Source organism: Kaistella yananensis (assembly GCF_026107505.2).
Taxonomy (GTDB): domain Bacteria; phylum Bacteroidota; class Bacteroidia; order Flavobacteriales; family Weeksellaceae; genus Kaistella; species Kaistella yananensis.
Window position 1 is genome coordinate 59,272 of the sequence record NZ_JAPCHZ010000002.1, and the last position, 18,478, is coordinate 77,749.

Consider the following 18,478-nt stretch of genomic DNA (forward strand, 5'->3'; position numbering starts at 1 on the left):
CTTATTTTTTCATAAAGATGGAAATTCTGTCTAAATATAGCGTTGGCATAATGCTTGTGAAATTAAGGCTACCTATTTATTTAAGGCTGTTTTAAAGGAAAATCTTTAACAACAGTTCAATAACCCTACAATAAAATGACAATTTGTCACGCATAAATATTATGGCAGAATTTGATGATCTTAATTTTGATGAAATTATAAACGACGGCTTCAGTATCGTAGCAGAAGAAATTAATCTTTCCGATCTCATGAACGAACCTACAAATAACGAACAAACGGTTTTCCCGATTTTGCCGGTAAGAAATATGGTGATGTTTCCAAAAGTGGTAATTCCTATTACCGCCGGACGCGAAATGTCGATAAAATTGTTGGAAGAGGCACAGAAAAACAACGAATTTATCGGAATCATCAGCCAGAACAATTCCAGCATCGAAAATCCTACGGAAAATGATCTTTACAAAACCGGCACCCTTGCGAAAATCATTAAAATCATAAAACTTCCGGAAGGCAACATTACCGCCATCACCAGAGGTTTTCAAAGGTTTACGGTTAAAAATTTCACGCAAAGCCAGCCCTATTTCAAAGCAGAAATTATCAAACTGAAAGATGTTACTTCTAAGAAAACAGAAGAATACGCTGCGTTATTAGAAAACATTAAAGATTTGGCCCTGAAAATTGTTGAACTGGATCCAAACATTCCATCGGCTGCAAATTTCGCGATCAAAAACATGAATGATAACGAAGATTTACTCAATTTCATTTGCACGAACGCCAATTTCACGTCGGCGCAGAAACAGAAACTGCTGGAGGAAAAAAGTTTAATGATCCGTGCCCAGAAATGTTATGAACTGATGCATGATGAATTCAGAAAACTTGAACTTCGGAACCAAATCCATCTTAAAACAAACCGCGAACTCGATAAAAGCCAGCGCGAATACTTCCTGAACCAACAGATCCGTGCGATCCAGGAAGAATTGGGTGGCGGCCCCGAGTCGGATGTGGAAGAGCTTCTTCTGAAATCAAAAAAAATAAAATGGAATGACGAGGTTGAAAGTCATTTCCAGAAAGAAATCAACCGACTGCAGCGCCAAAATCCAAATTCACCGGATTATAACGTGCAGAGAAATTATCTCGATTTCTTCACAGATCTGCCTTGGGAAAACTATTCTAAAGACATTTTCGACATCACCAAAGCGCAAAAAGTTTTAGATAAAGCACATTTCGGGTTAGAAGATATCAAGAAAAGAATTCTGGAACACATGGCAGTTCTGAAACTAAAAAACAACATGAAATCTCCGATTTTGTGTCTGGTAGGCCCTCCGGGCGTGGGTAAAACATCGCTTGGCAAGTCGGTAGCCGATTCTCTTGGCAGAAAATATGTTCGCGTTTCCTTAGGCGGACTTCATGATGAATCTGAAATCCGTGGCCACCGAAAAACCTATATCGGAGCAATGGCAGGAAGAATTCTTCAGTCAATCAAAAAGGCAGGAACCTCTAATCCGGTTATTGTTTTAGATGAAATAGACAAAATCGGTCAGGGAATTCATGGCGATCCAAGTTCAGCGTTGCTGGAAGTTCTTGATCCGGAACAGAACAGTGCTTTTTACGATAACTTTTTGGAGATGGGTTATGATCTTTCGAAAGTAATGTTTATCGCAACCGCAAACTCTTTGTCTACCGTTCAGCGTCCGCTTTTGGACCGGATGGAAATCATCGAAATCGCCGGCTACACTTTGGAAGAAAAAGTAGAGATTGCAAAACGACACTTAATTAAAAAACAGCAGGACGAAAACGGACTGACCGCTAAATCATTCAAACTCGGAAATCCCGAACTCAAACACATCATCGATGCCCACACTTCTGAAAGCGGAGTTCGTAGTCTCGAGAAAAAAATTGCGGCCATTGCCAGATGGGTAGCGTTGCAGACCGCGATGGAGAAGGAATATGATCCCAAGATTTCAATTGAAAAAGTGGATGAAATTCTGGGAGTTCCAAGACCTAAAAGCCTTTCTGAAATTACTGGAGTTCCTGGTGTTGTAACAGGTTTAGCCTGGACGCAGGTTGGTGGCGACATTCTTTTTATCGAAAGTATTCTAAGCGAAGGGAAAGGAAACCTCAGCATGACCGGGAATCTCGGAACGGTGATGAAAGAATCTGCAACGATCGCTTTAGAATATATTAAGGCAAAACATGATGAAATGGGCATTTCTTCAGAAGATATTCAGAAGAACAACATTCACGTTCACGTTCCGGAAGGCGCAACGCCTAAAGATGGGCCTTCCGCCGGAATTGCAATGCTTACGTCCATTGTGTCGAGCTTCAAGAATAAAAAAGTGAAACCTCATCTCGCCATGACCGGCGAAATAACCTTGCGCGGAAAAGTGCTTCCTGTAGGCGGAATTAAAGAAAAACTTCTGGCCGCAGCTCGCGCAGGAATCACCCACATTATTCTTTGTGAAGCTAACAGAAAAGATGTGGAAGAAATCAAGAAGGATTATTTGAAGACATTAAAAATCAGTTATGTGAGCCGAATGAGCGAAGTAATCGACCTGGCAATTGAAAAATAATTTTCAGAATACATCGTTTCGATTTTTATAAAAACTTAAACCTCCGGAATTTTTCGGAGGTTTTATTTTTCTGTAAATTTGCAGCGTCTTAACCAATGGAGCATAACTCCTTACTTAAAACCTTCTGAAAATGTTACCAAAGATAAATCCCGAACACACACAGTCCTGGCAGGATCTCGAAATGCATTTTGCACAAAATGATTTTGATTTACGTTCACTCTTTAAAGAGAATCCCAACCGTTTCGCAGAATTTTCAGTAAAAAGAGACGGTTATCTTTTTGATTTTTCTAAAAACTTAATCGATCAAGAAACTTTTAATTTACTGATTAGATTAGCTGAAGAAACTCATTTGAAAGAAGCGATTTCAGCCATGTTTTCGGGCGAAAAAATAAATGAAACCGAAGGACGAGCTGTGCTTCATACCGCATTGCGGGACTTTTCAGAAGAGGAAATTTTAGTGGATGGCGAAAACATAAAGCCAGGAATTAAAAAAGTTCTCGACCAGATGAAATCCTTTTCCGCGAAAGTAATTTCCGGGGAACACAAAGGCTTTTCAGGCAAAGAAATTACAGATGTAGTAAATATAGGTATCGGAGGTTCAGATTTGGGTCCCGTAATGGTTTGCTCGGCATTGAAACATTTTAAAACGCGTTTAAATGTTCATTTTGTTTCCAATGTTGACGGAAATCACATTGCAGAAACCCTTAAAAATCTAAATCCCGAAACTACACTTTTTATTGTTGCGTCGAAAACATTCACCACCCAGGAAACCATGACTAATGCTGAATCAGCAAAAGACTGGTTCCTGAAAAAAGGTGCTAACGAAGATGTGGCAAAACATTTCGTGGCACTTTCTACAAACACCAAATCGGTAAAAGAATTCGGCATCGCAGAAGAAAATATTTTTGAATTCTGGGACTGGGTTGGTGGCCGTTATTCACTTTGGAGCGCTATCGGATTAAGTATTTGTCTTGCTGTAGGTTATGATAATTTCGAACAGTTACTGAAAGGCGCAAACGAAACCGACACACATTTTAAAACCGCAGATTTTAAGGCAAACATTCCTGTCCTCATGGCACTTTTAGGAATCTGGTATCGTAATTTTTACGGCGCCGGAACTTATGCCATTCTTCCGTATTCCCAGTATTTGGATCGTTTCCCGGCCTATCTTCAACAGGGAGATATGGAAAGTAACGGAAAATCGGTCGACAGAAACGGCGAATATGTAGAATACGAAACAGGCCCAATTATTTGGGGAGAACCGGGAACCAACGGTCAGCACGCGTTCTATCAGCTGATTCACCAAGGCACGGAATTGATTCCTGCTGATTTCCTGGCTTATGCGAAATCATGCAATGAAGTTTCCGACCATCAGGATAAATTATTGGCCAACTTTTTTGCACAAACAGAAGCTTTGGCTTTCGGAAAAAACGCAGAGGAGGTACACGCAGAATTAAAAGCATCAGGAAAATCTGACGAGGAGATTGAAAAACTATTAAATTACAAGGTGTTTGCCGGAGATTCGCCTACCAATTCATTCATTTTTAATGAACTTACCCCGTTCTCTCTCGGGCAGTTAATTGCACTTTACGAACATAAAATATTCGTTCAAGGGGTGATTTGGAACATCTTCAGTTTCGACCAGTTTGGTGTGGAACTCGGTAAAGTGCTGGCTGGAAAAATTTTGTCAGAACTCAAAAGTCAGGAGCCGGTAAACTCCCATGATTCCTCTACCAACGGTTTGATGAATTACTATAAAGCGAAGAAATAAATCATAATCTAAAGTAAAAGTAAAATGGCAAAAATTCTCGATGGACTGAAGGTTTCGAAAGAAATCAAGCAGGAAATTAGATCTGATGTTGAAAAAATTGTTGCAGGAAAAAGACGTGCACCACACTTGGTCGCAATTTTGGTAGGCAGCAATGGCGCAAGTATGACCTACGTAAACAACAAAATCAAAGACTGCAGGGAGGTAGGCTTTAAATCCTCTTTGGTTAAATTCCCGAGCACGGTTTCGGAAGCAGAACTTTTAGAAAAAATCGAGGAACTTAATAAGTCGAAAGATGTTGACGGATTTATTGTACAGTTGCCTTTGCCGAAACAGATTGACCAGGAAAAAATCATCATGGCTATTGATCCGAGAAAAGATGTTGATGGCTTCCATCCGGAAAATTTCGGAAAAATGGCTTTGGAAATGGACACTTTCCTGCCTGCAACGCCTTTCGGAATCCTTACCTTGCTGGAACGTTACGGAATTGAAACCGAAGGGAAGCACTGTGTAATTATCGGAAGAAGCCGCATTGTGGGCAAACCAATGAGTATTTTGATGGGAAGAAAACATTTCCCTGGGAATTCTACAGTGACTTTAACCCATTCCTACACCCCTCACATCGAGAAATTCACCCACCACGCGGATATTGTAATTACCGCCCTGGGAGATCCCAATTTCCTGAAAGCCGATATGATTAAAAAAGGAGCCGTAATTATTGATGTGGGAATTACAAGAATTACAAACGACTCTGAAAAAGGTTACGAACTGGTAGGTGACGTAGATTTCGAAAGTTGTAAAACAAAAGCAAGCTGGATTACGCCTGTACCTGGTGGTGTGGGACCTATGACCAGAGCGATGCTGATGAAAAATACCCTTTTAGCTTACAAAACTTCAGTATATAATGACTAAAGAAGAAGAAAATATTTTATTGAACCAAGGTAAAATGCTCCCGGTGATGGAGCATTTTTATACTTTGCAGGGCGAAGGTGCACACACCGGAAAAGCCGCATATTTCATCCGTCTTGGTGGCTGCGATGTAGGTTGCCATTGGTGCGATGTAAAAGAAAGTTGGGACCCCAACCTTCATCCCGTGATGGATGCTTTACAGATTGCCGAAATTGCTGCAAGCCATTGCAAAACGATTGTACTAACAGGTGGCGAACCGCTGATGTGGAATCTGGAGGTTTTAACCACCCGCCTGAAAGAACTGGGCTGCGAAATTCATATCGAAACTTCCGGCGCCTATGAAATGAGCGGAATACTTGACTGGATCACCCTTTCTCCTAAAAAAACCGGTCTGCCAAAAGAAGAAATCTACGCGAAAGCCAGCGAACTGAAAATGATTGTTTTTAACCACAGTGATTTTCAATTTGCTGAAGAACAGGCTGCAAAAGTTTCAGAAAACTGCAAACTTTATCTGCAGAGTGAGTGGAGCAAGAGAAATGAAATGTACCCAAAAATAACAGACTATATTCTTTTAAATCCAAAATGGCAGGCATCCGTGCAGACGCATAAATATTTGAATATTCCGTAAATTAAGTTAAATTTACTTTTTATATAATTCGGTTTCATGCAAAAAATTCGATATTCTCGATATTTTAAAATTACATTTATACTCCTAGACGTGTTGGTTATTACCGGTGTATTTTTGTTCTTTTTCATCAGGAATAACGATGCACGCTACGAAAAAGACATTTGGGAGCAGAATCTGCTGTCCATTATTCTTCTTACGCTATTTTGGATTTTGCTCAGCGGGAGAACCAAACTCTATTCTGTCGCCCGAAATCTTACCTACACCATTTATCTAGAACGGCTGGTTACGCATATTTTCCTTTTTATATTTGGGGTAATTTTATTGGCAAAAGTAAGCAATAATGATTTTCTGAAACAGGATCGGTTTCTCATCGCCATCAACCTCTTTTTCCTTCTCTTCTTCATTAAATCCATAGTTTTTTTCACGCTGAAGTATATTCGGACATTGGGAATCAATTACAGAAATATTATGTTTCTGAGCAATGATTCCTCATCAGAAATTCTGAAGAATATTTTAACAGATAGAAAGGATTACGGTTTTAAAATCTTCGATTATCCTGAAGAAGAGCAGTTTGATTTGGATAAACTCATTTCTTTTTGGAAAGAAAAAGGCATCCACACGATGTATATGCCTTCAAATGGTTTCGAAAAAAATGACGAACAGGAAATCTACAGACTGGCAGCACTGCACAAAGTAAAAATATCGCTCATTCCCAGCATTGTAAAGAACAATTTCTTCCAGTATGACCTTGGATACATTGAAATGCAGCCGGTGCTGGAGCGCTCTAAATTCCCCCTGGATTATCTTACCAATATCCTGCTCAAGAGGGTCTTCGATATTATATTTTCGGTTATTATCCTCATTTTTATCTGTAGCTGGCTCTTTCCTGTTATTGCAATCTTGATCAAAAGGGACAGCAAAGGACCTGTATTTTTTCTCCAAAAAAGATATGGCTTCCATGACCATGTTTTTCGGTGTATAAAATTCCGAACGATGTATATGAATGCAGATTCGCTCCCAACAGATAAAAGAGTAACCCGGATTGGCAGGTTTCTGCGCAAAACAAGTTTAGATGAGATGCCGCAGTTCATCAACGTGCTGAAAGGAGAAATGTCGGTAGTAGGGCCAAGACCCCACATGTTGTTGGTAGATGATTTTTACAAACTTAAAATCGGTCGCTATTCGGTACGGAGTTTGGTTAAGCCTGGTGTTACCGGTCTTGCGCAAGTGAATGGTTTGCGTGGTGACAGTGGAAATATGGATATAAAAATGCAGAAAAGAATTCTGGCCGACGCTTTTTATGTTAAAAACTGGAGTTTCAGCTTAGATCTTGTAATCATTTTAAAAACAGTTTTTCTGGTTATTTGCGGCGATAAAAATGCCAATTAAAAAATATAGAAAAAAATAAAACACTAATTTAGCCGAATGTTAAAGAAATTTTTGAGCCAGATCGGAGCCTACTTTCTCCTGCTGTCCAAAACAATAAAAAGACCACAGAAAACCTCGGTTTTCGGGAAATTGTTCATGAGGGAAATTCACGATCTAGGGGTTAATTCCTTTGGTTTGGTTCTTTTCACCTCTATTTTTGTGGGAGCTGTAGTCGCAATACAGATGTACAATAACTTTAGCGCTTCCACCTTCCCTATTCCCAATTCATTCATTGGATATGCAACAAAAGTAGTTTTGATCTTAGAATTTGCACCCACCATTATTTCTGTAATTCTTGCAGGAAAAGTAGGTTCTTACATTGCCTCAAGCATTGGTACCATGAGAGTTACAGAGCAAATTGACGCGTTAGACATTATGGGCGTAAATTCACCAAACTTTCTTATTTTACCTAAGATTCTGGCGAGCGTTATTTTCAATCCTTTGCTGATCGCAATCAGTATCGTATTTGGAGTTTGGGGAGGATATTTGGCAGGAATTGCCACCGGAAACTGGAGTAAAGCCGATTATATTACCGGAATACAAATGTACATGCCACAGCATTTTATTTGGTATGCACTCTTCAAAACTGCGGTATTTGCATTTTTAATTGCAACGATACCGGCATTTTTTGGGTATAATGTAAAAGGTGGTTCACTTGAGGTAGGCCGCGCAAGTACACAGGCTGTTGTATGGACCATTGTTTCCATCATTATTACCAATTTAATTTTAACCCAAATGTTCCTCAGCTGATGATTGAAGTAAAAGATTTAAAGAAGAAATTCGAGGAGGTTGAAGTTTTAAAAGGCATCACCACAACATTCGATACCGGGAAAGTAAACCTCATCATTGGGCAGAGTGGCTCTGGAAAAACTGTATTTCTCAAGAGTTTACTCAATGTTTTTCAGCCTACATCGGGAGAAATTCTATTTGATGGCAGAGACATCAATAAAATGTCCCGCGACGAAAAACAAATTCTCCGTTCAGAAATCGGAACGGTATTTCAGGGAAGCGCGCTGTTTGATTCGATGACGGTAGAAGAAAATATAACATTTCCGCTGGATATGTTCACCAATCTGTCATTCCGAGAAAAGAAAAGAAGAGTTTTTGAAGTAATAGGAAGAGTTCACCTCGAAAAGGCTAACAGAAAATATCCGTCTGAAATTTCAGGAGGTATGCAGAAAAGGGTTGCTATTGCACGTGCAATTGTAAACAACCCTAAATATCTGTTTTGCGATGAGCCGAATTCGGGACTCGATCCTTATACCTCCAATATTATCGATGATCTTCTGATGGAGATTACCAAGGAATACAATACCACAACCATCATCAACAGCCACGATATGAACTCGGTGATGACGATTGGCGAGAAAATTGTATACCTACGTTTGGGAATTAAAGAGTGGGAAGGAAACAAAGACATCCTGATTAATGCAGGCAATAAAAACCTGATCGACTTCGTTTATTCCTCAGAATTATTCAAGGAGCTGCGCGAGTACTTCCTTGAAACCAACAAAACATCAATCGATAATATTGTAACAAAATCTAATGAAAACGAATAAAATTCTTAGTATCGCTCTATTGGGAGCTACTGTATTCGCCTCTGCGCAGGTAAAATTATCGGGGCGCGCTAATTTACTTTTTAAGACTGATAAACCAACGTGGGAAAACATCAGCAACACTACAACCGGCGCTTATAATGAATCCGGTAAAAACAATGCAGGCTTTAACTTTGGTCTTTCAGCTAAAGTGAATTTGCCACTCTCACTTTTTTTAATGCCGGAAATCTATTACACAACTTTAAAATCTGAATTTACCGAACCTATATCTAAAACTACGCTTGAGGTTAAAAGCAACCGTGTTGATGTACCTGTACTTTTAGGGTATAATGTACTTGGGGATACGTTCGGTGTATTTGCTGGTCCTGTAGCATCTTACAATCTTTCTACAGACAATCAGTTTAATGATTTTAAAGAAAATGCAAAGAATGAATTTACGGTAGGTTACCAATTCGGAGCTCAGGTTCAGTTGCAGAAATTTATTATTAACGGAAGATACGAGGGTGCGTTTACAGATGACCAGAGAGATTTCATTAATAATAACACCAATCAGACCATCCGCTACGACAGCCGACCAAGCATGTTAATCCTCGGACTAGGATATCAGTTCTAAGCTTAAAATTTCAAAATTAAAAATCCTCAGAATCAATAATTCTGAGGATTTTCATTTGGTGGTATATTCTGTTTAGCCTGTTGTCTTGCCAGTTCTGCAGCCTGTTTCTCAAGATCTTCTTTTTCTCTCCGCAGCTGCTGAAGTTCTTTTCTTTTTTGTTCTTCCTTAAGCGCAGAACCTTTGCTTACATATCCAACAATCCCACCGATGATGAGACCGATTCCGATTCCTGCAAGAATTCCCATCAAACTGATCGGCTCAAACAGCTTCACGAATGAAAATTCGGGGAGCATATAATACAGCAGAAATGCCAGACCGAGGAGTAAAAACCCAATAAAGTGTAAATTTTTCATAGTCATAAAATTAACAAACCTTCCCAAAATTAATAATTTTTAGGGAAGGTTTCATTATAAATATTGGTAAGATTTTAAATTTTTCCTCCGGATGCTTTATAATATTCCAAAGCTTTTGGCATATGTTTTTGCAAATCTGCACGTCTGCTTTCCGGACTTGGGTGTGTTGAAAGAAATTCCGGCGGGCGGTTTCCGGTTGAAGAGGCTTCCATTCTTTCCCAGAACGGCTGTGCCTGTCTTGGATCATAACCTGCCATCGCCATTAAGTATAATCCCATTTCATCGGCTTCAAGCTCCTGCCCTCTTCCGTATTTCAAAAGCGCAACCTGTGCACCGATTGGGTAAACCTGCTGGAAGATTGCAGCCATCTGTCCACTTGTAGCACTACCTAAAATTGCACCGCCATATTGTGCAACCATCGCCTGTGATATTCTTTCGTTACCATGCCCGGCTAGTGCGTGAGAAATTTCGTGACCCAAAACCACAGCTAAACCTGTATCATTTTGAGTGATTGGAATAATTCCTGTATACACTGCCACTTTACCGCCCGGCATTGCCCAGGCATTCACTTGCTTATCATCAATCAGATTAAATTCCCATTGGTAATTTGTAATGTCAGCTTCTCTACCAATCCCTCTGTAATAGTTGTTCGCAGCATTTTTTATGCGTAAGCCCACATTCTGAACACTTTTTGCCGCAGTTGTACCTTTAACAACTTTCGCTTTAGAAATAACTTCTCGGTACTGCTGCACTGCCATCGCGCTAATTTCCTGATCGTTGGCTAACTGAAGGGATTTTCTCCCTGTAATCGGATTTGTTGTACACGCCATCATCATTAATGATAAAGCGCCAATTCCTAAAAACTTATTTACATTTTTCATAGCTTTAATATTTCGATATAAATTCCTATTAACAATTTTTATTCCACAATTTTTTTTCAACTTTACAGTTCGCATTATTTTTGCTATCAACTTAGAAAAATCAAAATGAAAAAATTAATTAATATTTTATGTGCAGCAGTTTTATTCATCCTGATGTACGCTTGCGCAGCAACACCAAATATGCCCTCCGAAAAAGTGGCAGCGTTATTAAGGAACGGTGAATTTACCTTTATGGCCGAACAGGCGCAACCCAGTAACTATGATGTAGTAAATGTAATGAATTCTTTGCCAAGATCCAGCTCTTCCCGAATGTTAGACTTGGATTACGGCTACACCATTGTTCTTAAAAAATCTGAACTCCGTGTTGAATTGCCTTATTTTGGCAGGATGTACAGCCCAAGCTACGACACTGCAAATAATTCGTACCGGTTCACTTCTAAAGATTTTACTGTAAGTCAGCAAACAGGTAAAAAAGGAAGTACAGTTTACACTTTTCTTACCAAAGATCAGCCGACGGTCCGAAGAATCATCATGGAAGTTTTCAGCAACGGAAAAACTTATGTGTCGATCGATTCGAATGACCGCACACCAATTTCGTACAACGGCTATCTTATGGAAAGCGAGTTGCCTAAAAAGTAATTATTTCTTCAGCAACTTCTCAACAAATCTTTTCGCTTCCGAACTTGGATTGGATTTCAGGTCGGAAGCAATTTTTTTATGCAGCTCGTAAGAATCTCCCGTCGATTGTTCTTCTTTTGCTTTCTGAAGAATATATTCCTGAACCCAATAATCAAAACGTTTTTCTGCCTGAAACTGCCGGGTTTTATCAAAACTTCCACTTTCCCGCTTCATCCGGATGAATTGATCAATCTTCTCATCCACTTCATTCAACCCAGTATTATGAAGTGCCGAACCGAGTAGAACGGGCACTTTCCAGTTTTTTTCTTTTGAAGGTAAAAAATGAAGCGCACGTAACAATTCCAGTTTGGTATTTTTGGCTTTCTGTTGGTTACCTTCTTCCACTTTATTAATGAAGATGATATCTACCATTTCCATAATTCCGCGTTTAATTCCCTGCAGCTCATCGCCACCGCCGATAATCTTTAAGAACAGAAAAACATCAGTAATATCCGAAACCAACACTTCACTTTGGCCTACGCCCACGGTTTCAATTAATATGGTATCGTATCCTGCAGCCTCACAAAGCATCATGGTTTCAAATGTTGTATTGGCTACTCCGCCTAGAAATCCAGAGCTGGGCGAAGGTCGTATAAAAGCATTTTCTTCTCTGGCCAGTTCTTCCATTCGGGTTTTGTCTCCTAAAATAGAGCCTTTATTGAGTGACGAACTTGGATCGATAGCCAGAACTGCAACTTTTTTCCCCTTTTTTAAAAGCAGCCTTCCAAAATTCTCAATAAAAGTCGATTTTCCTGCGCCCGGTACACCGGTAACACCAATTCTTACAGAATTTCCTGTGAAAGGCAAAATTTCTTTCAAAAGCTGTTCGGCCAATTCACGGTGTTCAGGCTTTTTACTTTCTATCAAAGTAATGGCTTTTCCGAGCAATCTTTTATCGCCCGATTTTATTCCCTCAATAAGTTGTTCTATAGAAAACGTTTTCATTTAACCAAAAATACAAATTCTTTCAGGATAATAACTTAAGTGGGGAATCCGAAGCGTCATTATTTTTGAATTTTTTGGTCTGAAGCCATTGTAAAGAGAATTTTGTTTATTTTTGAAAGAAACAAAGTATTTAAATATGAAAAGACCTCAAAACTTTACACGGATTACTACCATTTTTTCAGCAATTGCAATAATCGGTTTTTTAACTTCCTGTACGACAAAACCCGCCGTTACCGAAGGAACAAAAACCATGACTGCAGAAAATCTGGCTTTAGGAAAAACACTTTTCGACAATTCGTGCGGCAGATGCCATGATTTGCCGAGTCCTACTTCTCATTCCGCTCAGGATTGGGTTGGAATTATGAATGCTATGGCACCAAAGGCAAAACTGAATGATCAGCAACACCAGCTGGTTTACGATTACATTGTATCCGTGAAAAAATAAAATGGATTTAAAACCTGAAATAACCTGGCAGGATTTCGAAAAACTCGATATACGCTGCGGGACGGTAATTTCTGTTGCCGATTTTCCGGAAGCCAAAAAACCATCGTACAGACTAGAAATAGATTTTGGGACGCTTGGCATTAAGAAATCTTCTGCTCAAATTACTTCACTATACCAAAAAGAAGAACTTGTTGGCAAGCAGATTTTGGCTGTAGTGAATTTCCCAAAAAAACAAATTGCCAATTTTTTCAGCGAATGTCTGGTTTTGGGATTATATGGAGAAAACAATGATGTTACACTTATTACACCTTCGCTACCGGTTAAAAACGGTTCTATTCTAGGTTAAACCTATTGCACTATTCGTAAAGTTTAAAATCCTTAATTATGATTCAGCATATTCCTTTAGAAAAAATCCTGTTCCTGGATATTGAAACCGTTCCACAAGCCGGAAACTGGGAAGAATTGAATGAAACCGACCAGTATCTATGGGACAAAAAAACCAGAATGCAGCGGAAAGAAGATTTCACTGCGCAGGAATTTTATAGTGAAAGAGGCGGAATCATGGCTGAGTTTGGCAAAATCATCTGCATTTCTGTTGGTATTTTGGAAAAAAGTGAAAAACTGATGATTAAAAGTTTTTCAGGTGATGATGAGAGAAAACTGCTCGAAGAATTCGGCGAAATCTTGAATCATCCAAAACTTCACGATGTAATTCTCTGTGCGCACAACGGAAAGGAATTCGATTTTCCGTGGATTGCAAGACGATTCCTGATCAACGGAATGCAGCCACCGAAACCCTTCCAGATGTTTGGGAAAAAACCGTGGGAAATCCCGCACCTCGATACTATGGAGCTGTGGAAGTTCGGCGATTACAAATCTTTTATTTCACTGGAATTGTTGGCTCATGTATTCGGTATTCCAACTCCAAAAGATGATATCGACGGCTCTATGGTTTCGTCAATTTACTATATAGAAAAAGACTTATTTAGAATTGTTCAATATTGTGAAAAAGATGTCTTAACTTTGGCAAATATTTTCCGGCGCATGCGACAGGAAGAATTGCTGGAACGTAAAACAGACTAACTTTTAAAATAAAATGACCTTTGCTGCGGTTTGCAGCCGGGTTTGAACAATATTAAAATGGCTTTAACAGACGATCAGATTGCCGATATTGGCGAAAATATTATTAAAAATTTAAAAACCGTTTATGACCCCGAAATTCCCGTAGACATCTACGAACTCGGTCTTATTTACGATGTACAGATTTCGGACCAGGGTGCGGTGAAGGTAATTATGACATTGACAACACCCAACTGTCCAGTGGCTGAAAGTTTACCAGCGGAAGTACGCGAAAAGGTTACCGAAGTTGAAGGCGTAACAGAGGTAGATCTGGAACTTACCTTCGAACCTGCCTGGAACAAAGACATGATGAGTGAAGAAGCACGCTTCGAACTTGGAATGTTTTAAAAAATAAATGCCGGAGATTTCCGGCATTTTAATTCATTCTAGACTCCGTACTCAAAAAGTACCGTACGCTGCACATTTGGATGAATAGACAAAGAAACAGGACAGTTGAGAGCGGTATGTTCAATAAATTTCTTCTGTTCCTCAGTAAATGTTCCGGGAATTCTCACGATACAAAATATGGTTCCGATTCTTTTCGGTTCAGGATGGGTAGATTTTTTCAGTTCGCAGGTTGCACCGGTAATATCAATTCCTCTATTCTTTCCTAAAACGGCTACTGCCATTAACATCGACTGACCATAGGAAATACCGAAAATGTCTGAAGGTGAAAAATATTCTGAAGTTCCCCCTTCCCGTAATGGTGCACAGGTAGTAATTTCAGCACCGGATTTAGCATGTTGGGATACGATTGTAAAATCTCCCGAATAAGTAATTGTTGAAGTCATAGCATTGCGTTTTTTATTACAATAAAGATAGCAAAATCTTTTTGGTATTTTACGCAAAAATGATATAAGTCACTGTAAATTAAAAATATAAAACAAACATATCTACACTCAGTATCTTTTTATAACGGCTGATTCGGATAGTTAAAAGTGACAGATTTTTTCACTTCAGCGCTTAAAGTAAGTGCTACAGGGCAATTCATTGCAGTATTTTCAATAAAGACCTTTTCTTCGTCGGAAAAGCGACCAGAAAAATATAAATCACAAACAATTTCTGCGATCTTTCTTGGTTTCGGATTCATTATTTTCTGGAGTTCAGCATAAGATCCTTCAATATTAATTCCTTTATCTTTTCCTAAAATCGCTATGGTTGTGAGCATGCATTGTGCAAGGGAAGTTGCACACAAATCGGTTGGCGAAAACACTTCGCCCTTACCGTGATTATCTGTGGGAGCATCGGTAAAAACTCTGGTTCCGGACTGTAGATGTTCAGATTCGCACCGCAAATCGCCGAGGTATGTTATTTTTGAAGTCATGATCGTAATTTAAAAATGAAAAATATCTTTGGCTTTATTATAAGCACTTTCGAAATTAAGTAAGTTCAGTGAATGCTCAATTTTTTCGGAAGCCATAAAATTAATGACCTGCTCGGTAGGCATATTTCCGACCAGGTCGTCTTTGGCCATCGGACAACCGCCAATTCCTTTAATTGCCGAATCGAACCTTCTGCAGCCGTTATCATAAGCGGCTTTCAGTTTACTGTAAGAATCCTCATAGCGGTTATGGAAATGCGCACCGAAATCAATCCCAGGATATTTTGCCGGAATTTTATCAAACAGAAGTGCAATCTGTTCTACAGTTCCGGTTCCGGTGGTATCGGAAAGCAGAATGTTTTTAATCCCGATTTCATTAAAACGGTTTGCCCAGAAATCCACGTCTTCCCATTTCCACATCTCACCATAAGGATTTCCGAAAGCCATGGAAAAATACACATTCAGTGTACGGCCATCGGTTTTCAGAATTTCTGTGATTTTCAGAATATCATTAAAAGCTTCTTCCTGATTTTTATTCGTATTCCGATGCTGAAAAGTCTCAGAAATTGAAAAAGGAAACCCCAGAATATCAACCTGCTCGTGCGCCAGAGCTTTCTCTGCCCCGCGGTAATTAGCCACAATCACAGAAAGTTTTGTGTTTGAAATCGATTTATCAATCTCATCGAGCACCGTTCCGGAATCCGCCATTTGGGGAATCGATTTTGGTGAAACAAAACTACCGCAATCCAACACATCAAAACGAACATCCATTAAAGAATTGATGTAATCGATTTTCTTTTGAGTCGGGATAAATTCGCCCCAACCTTGCATGGCATCGCGAGGACATTCGGTTAAAAACATTGTTGATTTTTAATTTTCTCAAAGATAATATTTTTTTTGAATGACAGATTTGAGTTTTGCAGGCATAAAAAACAGGCAGTTTGCGGCCATTACCGTCATACAAATTCGCTATCTTTGTTTAAATCAAATTTTATTAAAGATGACTACCATAGATTTCAACCTCGACTGGAAACTGAAACTGCAGAACCGCTTCATTAATTACGTGAAAATATTTTCTACAAGCGATCCGGAAAGTGAAACCACACCTTCAACTGAACGACAGTGGAACATGGCCAACTATATTTTCGAAGAACTGAAAACCTTGGGCTTAAGCGATGTTTCTCTGGACGAGAACGGCTACATCTATGCTTACGTTCCTTCGAACCTTGAAAATGATGACGAACCGGTCGTAGGTTTTATTTCTCATTACGACACATCGCCCGATTTCAACGGTGAAAATGTAAAACCTCAGATTTGGGACGATTACGATGGCAAAGATTTGCTTCTGAATAAAGAAACCGGCTTCGTACTTTCTCCTTCAAAATTTGAAAGTCTGAAAGATTATGTCGGCAAAACTTTAATTACCACAGACGGTACAACCCTTCTCGGCGCAGATGACAAAGCGGGGGTTGCCGAAATTGTAACTGCTGCTGAATATTTGTTGGCTCATCCAGACATTAAACACGGGAAAATTGCGATCGGATTTACCCCTGATGAAGAAATCGGAAGAGGAGCACATAAATTCGATGTTAAAAAATTCGGTGCCGAGTGGGCTTATACCATGGATGGCGGTGAAGTTGGAGAATTGGAGTATGAAAACTTCAACGCAGCTGGCGCGGTGGTAAAAATTCACGGTTTGAGTGTGCACCCGGGTTATGCTTTCGGAAAAATGGTGAACGCCTCGCTTTTGGCCGCCGAATTCATTAAAATGCTCCCTGAAAACGAAACGCCATCTACTACAAAAGGTTTTGAAGGTTTTTATCATTTAACAGATTTGAAATCTGATGTTTCTGAAGCAAAAATTCACTACATCATCCGTGATCATGATGCCGATAAATTTGAAGCCAGAAAAGAATTTATGACACAAAAGGTAGAAGAATTCAACAAAAAATTCGGTGAAGGAACTGCTGAAATCGAAATTAAAGAACAGTACCGAAACATGAAGCAGCAGTTTGAAGGCAAAATGCATATTATCGACATTGCGGAACAGGCGATGAAAGACGCCAACATCGAGCCTAAAATCAAGGCCATCCGGGGTGGAACAGACGGGGCACAGCTTTCCTACATGGGTTTACCTTGTCCGAATATTTTTGCGGGCGGAATCAACTTCCACGGGCCTTATGAATACGTAGCTTTGGAATCGATGGAAAAAGCAGTAAAAGTGATTATTAATATCGCGAAGATGGTGAAGAAGATTTAAAAAAATATTGTAACTGAATAACCTTCAATAATATTGAGGGTTATTTTTTTATTCTTTACCCATTAAAAAACAAAAAAACCATCACATATCTGTGATGGTTTGCTCCTCTTGCTGGGCTCGAACCAGCGACCCTCTGATTAACAGTCGGTTTTATTGTGTTTTATTATAATTTGCTTAATCTTTATTATGCTTTATTTTCTTTGATTATCAATTGTTTACAAATATTTTTCTTGTACAGTATTTTATAATATTTTACTTTTGGAGGGCAAATGTTCGTGAAATGTTCGTGAAAAAATTTTTGTAAAACACGATAAACAGGAATATCTGAAAAAAATGTTCGTGAAAAACGATAAAAATTGACACAAAATGGTAAGTTACACCTTTACACTTGCTCCAAAAGCGAATAAAACAGGGGAGAGAAGTATCATAATTTCATTTATAAAAGACCGCAAAAACACAAGTCTTTCAATCGGGAAAACTTGCAAGGAGAAGGACTGGAGTTTTGACGCTTGTCGTCTGAAAACTTCGCATCCCAATCACGCTAACCTCAACAAATTTATTGAGCGCAGAATTAAGATCATTGACGAGATTATCGACGATTTCGATAAAAATGGAATCTACTTCACGCTTCCTGATCTCATCAATAAACTAAAGACGAGCAGCGGACAAAGGATTTCCTTAACCTATACGAGTTTCCACGAAGATTTGATTAGAAATCTCTTGGCATCGGATAAAACTGGAACAGCGAAAGTGGAAAAAGATACTCTGAATGCGCTGCAACGGTTCTTTGGCAAAAAAGACATTAGCTTTAATGAATTGGATTATTCTAACTTGAAAAAATTTGAAGCCTATTGCATTTCTCGCGGGAATAGGGAGTCAAGTATCGCGATTAGAATGCGGACTTTGCGTTCGGTTTTTAATCAAGCCATTAGAAGCCAAGTAATTACGGAAAAACAATATCCTTTAGGCATTATAAAATTTCAAAACTGAAGGAAAGTGGGAAAAAG

The 18,478-nt window shown here is 39.2% G+C and carries 21 protein-coding genes; 15 read left to right on the forward strand and 6 right to left on the reverse strand.

Annotated elements, in window-relative coordinates:
• Window positions 1–161: 161 nt before the first annotated feature.
• The 8 genes from lon (at window position 162) to OK344_RS04500 (ending at window position 9,469) form a co-directional block, all read left to right on the forward strand.
• Window positions 162–2,567: an endopeptidase La gene (gene lon, locus OK344_RS04465; RefSeq protein WP_265144102.1), complete on the forward strand. Its 2,406-nt coding sequence runs from the start codon at window positions 162–164 to the stop codon at window positions 2,565–2,567.
• Between the two features lie 130 nt (window positions 2,568–2,697).
• Window positions 2,698–4,338 (forward strand): glucose-6-phosphate isomerase, encoded by a 1,641-nt coding sequence (gene pgi, locus OK344_RS04470; protein ID WP_265143659.1) that lies wholly within the window; start codon window positions 2,698–2,700, stop codon window positions 4,336–4,338.
• 24 nt (window positions 4,339–4,362) lie between these two features.
• Window positions 4,363–5,247, forward strand: coding sequence for a bifunctional 5,10-methylenetetrahydrofolate dehydrogenase/5,10-methenyltetrahydrofolate cyclohydrolase (locus OK344_RS04475; protein ID WP_265143660.1), 885 nt, complete (start codon window positions 4,363–4,365; stop codon window positions 5,245–5,247).
• Window positions 5,240–5,872: a 7-carboxy-7-deazaguanine synthase QueE gene (locus OK344_RS04480; RefSeq protein ID WP_265143661.1), complete on the forward strand. Its 633-nt coding sequence runs from the start codon at window positions 5,240–5,242 to the stop codon at window positions 5,870–5,872. Before OK344_RS04475 ends, OK344_RS04480 begins: the two co-directional genes overlap by 8 nt.
• 36 nt (window positions 5,873–5,908) lie before the next feature.
• Window positions 5,909–7,261 carry an exopolysaccharide biosynthesis polyprenyl glycosylphosphotransferase gene (locus tag OK344_RS04485; RefSeq protein ID WP_265143662.1) on the forward strand — a complete coding sequence of 451 codons (1,353 nt, stop codon included), beginning with the start codon at window positions 5,909–5,911 and terminating at the stop codon, window positions 7,259–7,261.
• A 36-nt stretch (window positions 7,262–7,297) separates the two neighbouring features.
• Window positions 7,298–8,050: an MlaE family ABC transporter permease gene (locus OK344_RS04490; protein WP_265143663.1), complete on the forward strand. Its 753-nt coding sequence runs from the start codon at window positions 7,298–7,300 to the stop codon at window positions 8,048–8,050.
• Entirely contained in the window at window positions 8,050–8,859 is an 810-nt protein-coding gene (locus OK344_RS04495) for an ABC transporter ATP-binding protein (protein ID WP_088468246.1), read from the forward strand. The genes OK344_RS04490 and OK344_RS04495 overlap by 1 nt, the downstream gene beginning before the upstream one ends.
• A complete protein-coding gene (locus OK344_RS04500; RefSeq protein ID WP_265143664.1) occupies window positions 8,846–9,469 on the forward strand; it encodes an outer membrane beta-barrel protein in 624 nt (207 codons plus the stop codon). Before OK344_RS04495 ends, OK344_RS04500 begins: the two co-directional genes overlap by 14 nt.
• A gap of 32 nt (window positions 9,470–9,501) precedes the next feature.
• Here the strand turns inward: OK344_RS04500 and OK344_RS04505 are convergent, their stop codons facing one another.
• Together OK344_RS04505 and OK344_RS04510 are read right to left on the reverse strand one after the other, a co-directional pair.
• Window positions 9,502–9,822: a hypothetical protein gene (locus OK344_RS04505; RefSeq protein WP_265143665.1), complete on the reverse strand. Its 321-nt coding sequence runs from the start codon at window positions 9,820–9,822 to the stop codon at window positions 9,502–9,504.
• Between the two features lie 74 nt (window positions 9,823–9,896).
• On the reverse strand, window positions 9,897–10,703 hold the full coding sequence (locus OK344_RS04510) for a M48 family metallopeptidase (protein ID WP_265143666.1): 807 nt from the start codon (window positions 10,701–10,703) through the stop codon (window positions 9,897–9,899).
• A 105-nt stretch (window positions 10,704–10,808) separates the two neighbouring features.
• Here OK344_RS04510 and OK344_RS04515 point away from each other — a divergent pair, with 105 nt between their 5' ends.
• On the forward strand, window positions 10,809–11,342 hold the full coding sequence (locus OK344_RS04515; protein ID WP_088468250.1) for a DUF4251 domain-containing protein: 534 nt from the start codon (window positions 10,809–10,811) through the stop codon (window positions 11,340–11,342).
• On the opposite strand, the gene meaB is transcribed toward OK344_RS04515, so the two are convergent.
• Window positions 11,343–12,326, reverse strand: a complete 984-nt coding sequence (gene meaB / locus OK344_RS04520) for a methylmalonyl Co-A mutase-associated GTPase MeaB (RefSeq protein WP_265143667.1) — start codon at window positions 12,324–12,326, stop codon at window positions 11,343–11,345.
• Between the two features lie 136 nt (window positions 12,327–12,462).
• Between meaB and OK344_RS04525 the strand changes: the two genes are divergently transcribed.
• From OK344_RS04525 to OK344_RS04540, 4 genes are read left to right on the forward strand one after another with little or no spacing between them, the layout of a single operon-like run.
• Entirely contained in the window at window positions 12,463–12,771 is a 309-nt protein-coding gene (locus OK344_RS04525) for a cytochrome C (protein ID WP_088468252.1), read from the forward strand.
• A 1-nt stretch (window position 12,772) separates the two neighbouring features.
• Window positions 12,773–13,117, forward strand: a complete 345-nt coding sequence (locus OK344_RS04530) for a tRNA-binding protein (protein WP_265143668.1) — start codon at window positions 12,773–12,775, stop codon at window positions 13,115–13,117.
• Between the two features lie 38 nt (window positions 13,118–13,155).
• Window positions 13,156–13,854, forward strand: coding sequence for a 3'-5' exonuclease (locus tag OK344_RS04535; RefSeq protein WP_265143669.1), 699 nt, complete (start codon window positions 13,156–13,158; stop codon window positions 13,852–13,854).
• Between the two features lie 57 nt (window positions 13,855–13,911).
• A complete protein-coding gene (locus tag OK344_RS04540) occupies window positions 13,912–14,238 on the forward strand; it encodes an SUF system Fe-S cluster assembly protein (RefSeq protein WP_088468254.1) in 327 nt (108 codons plus the stop codon).
• Window positions 14,239–14,276: 38 nt separating this feature from the next.
• On the opposite strand, the gene OK344_RS04545 is transcribed toward OK344_RS04540, so the two are convergent.
• From OK344_RS04545 to OK344_RS04555, 3 genes are all read right to left on the reverse strand, one after another.
• Window positions 14,277–14,681 (reverse strand): OsmC family protein, encoded by a 405-nt coding sequence (locus OK344_RS04545; RefSeq protein WP_088468255.1) that lies wholly within the window; start codon window positions 14,679–14,681, stop codon window positions 14,277–14,279.
• A gap of 119 nt (window positions 14,682–14,800) precedes the next feature.
• Entirely contained in the window at window positions 14,801–15,214 is a 414-nt protein-coding gene (locus tag OK344_RS04550; RefSeq protein ID WP_265143670.1) for an OsmC family protein, read from the reverse strand.
• Between the two features lie 9 nt (window positions 15,215–15,223).
• A complete protein-coding gene (locus OK344_RS04555) occupies window positions 15,224–16,072 on the reverse strand; it encodes a hydroxymethylglutaryl-CoA lyase (protein ID WP_265143671.1) in 849 nt (282 codons plus the stop codon).
• Window positions 16,073–16,211: 139 nt separating this feature from the next.
• On the opposite strand from OK344_RS04555, the gene pepT reads away from it, so the two are divergent.
• Entirely contained in the window at window positions 16,212–17,471 is a 1,260-nt protein-coding gene (pepT, locus tag OK344_RS04560) for a peptidase T (protein ID WP_265143672.1), read from the forward strand.
• 366 nt (window positions 17,472–17,837) lie between these two features.
• A complete protein-coding gene (locus OK344_RS04565; RefSeq protein WP_265143673.1) occupies window positions 17,838–18,461 on the forward strand; it encodes a phage integrase SAM-like domain and Arm DNA-binding domain-containing protein in 624 nt (207 codons plus the stop codon).
• Window positions 18,462–18,478 lie beyond the last annotated feature (17 nt).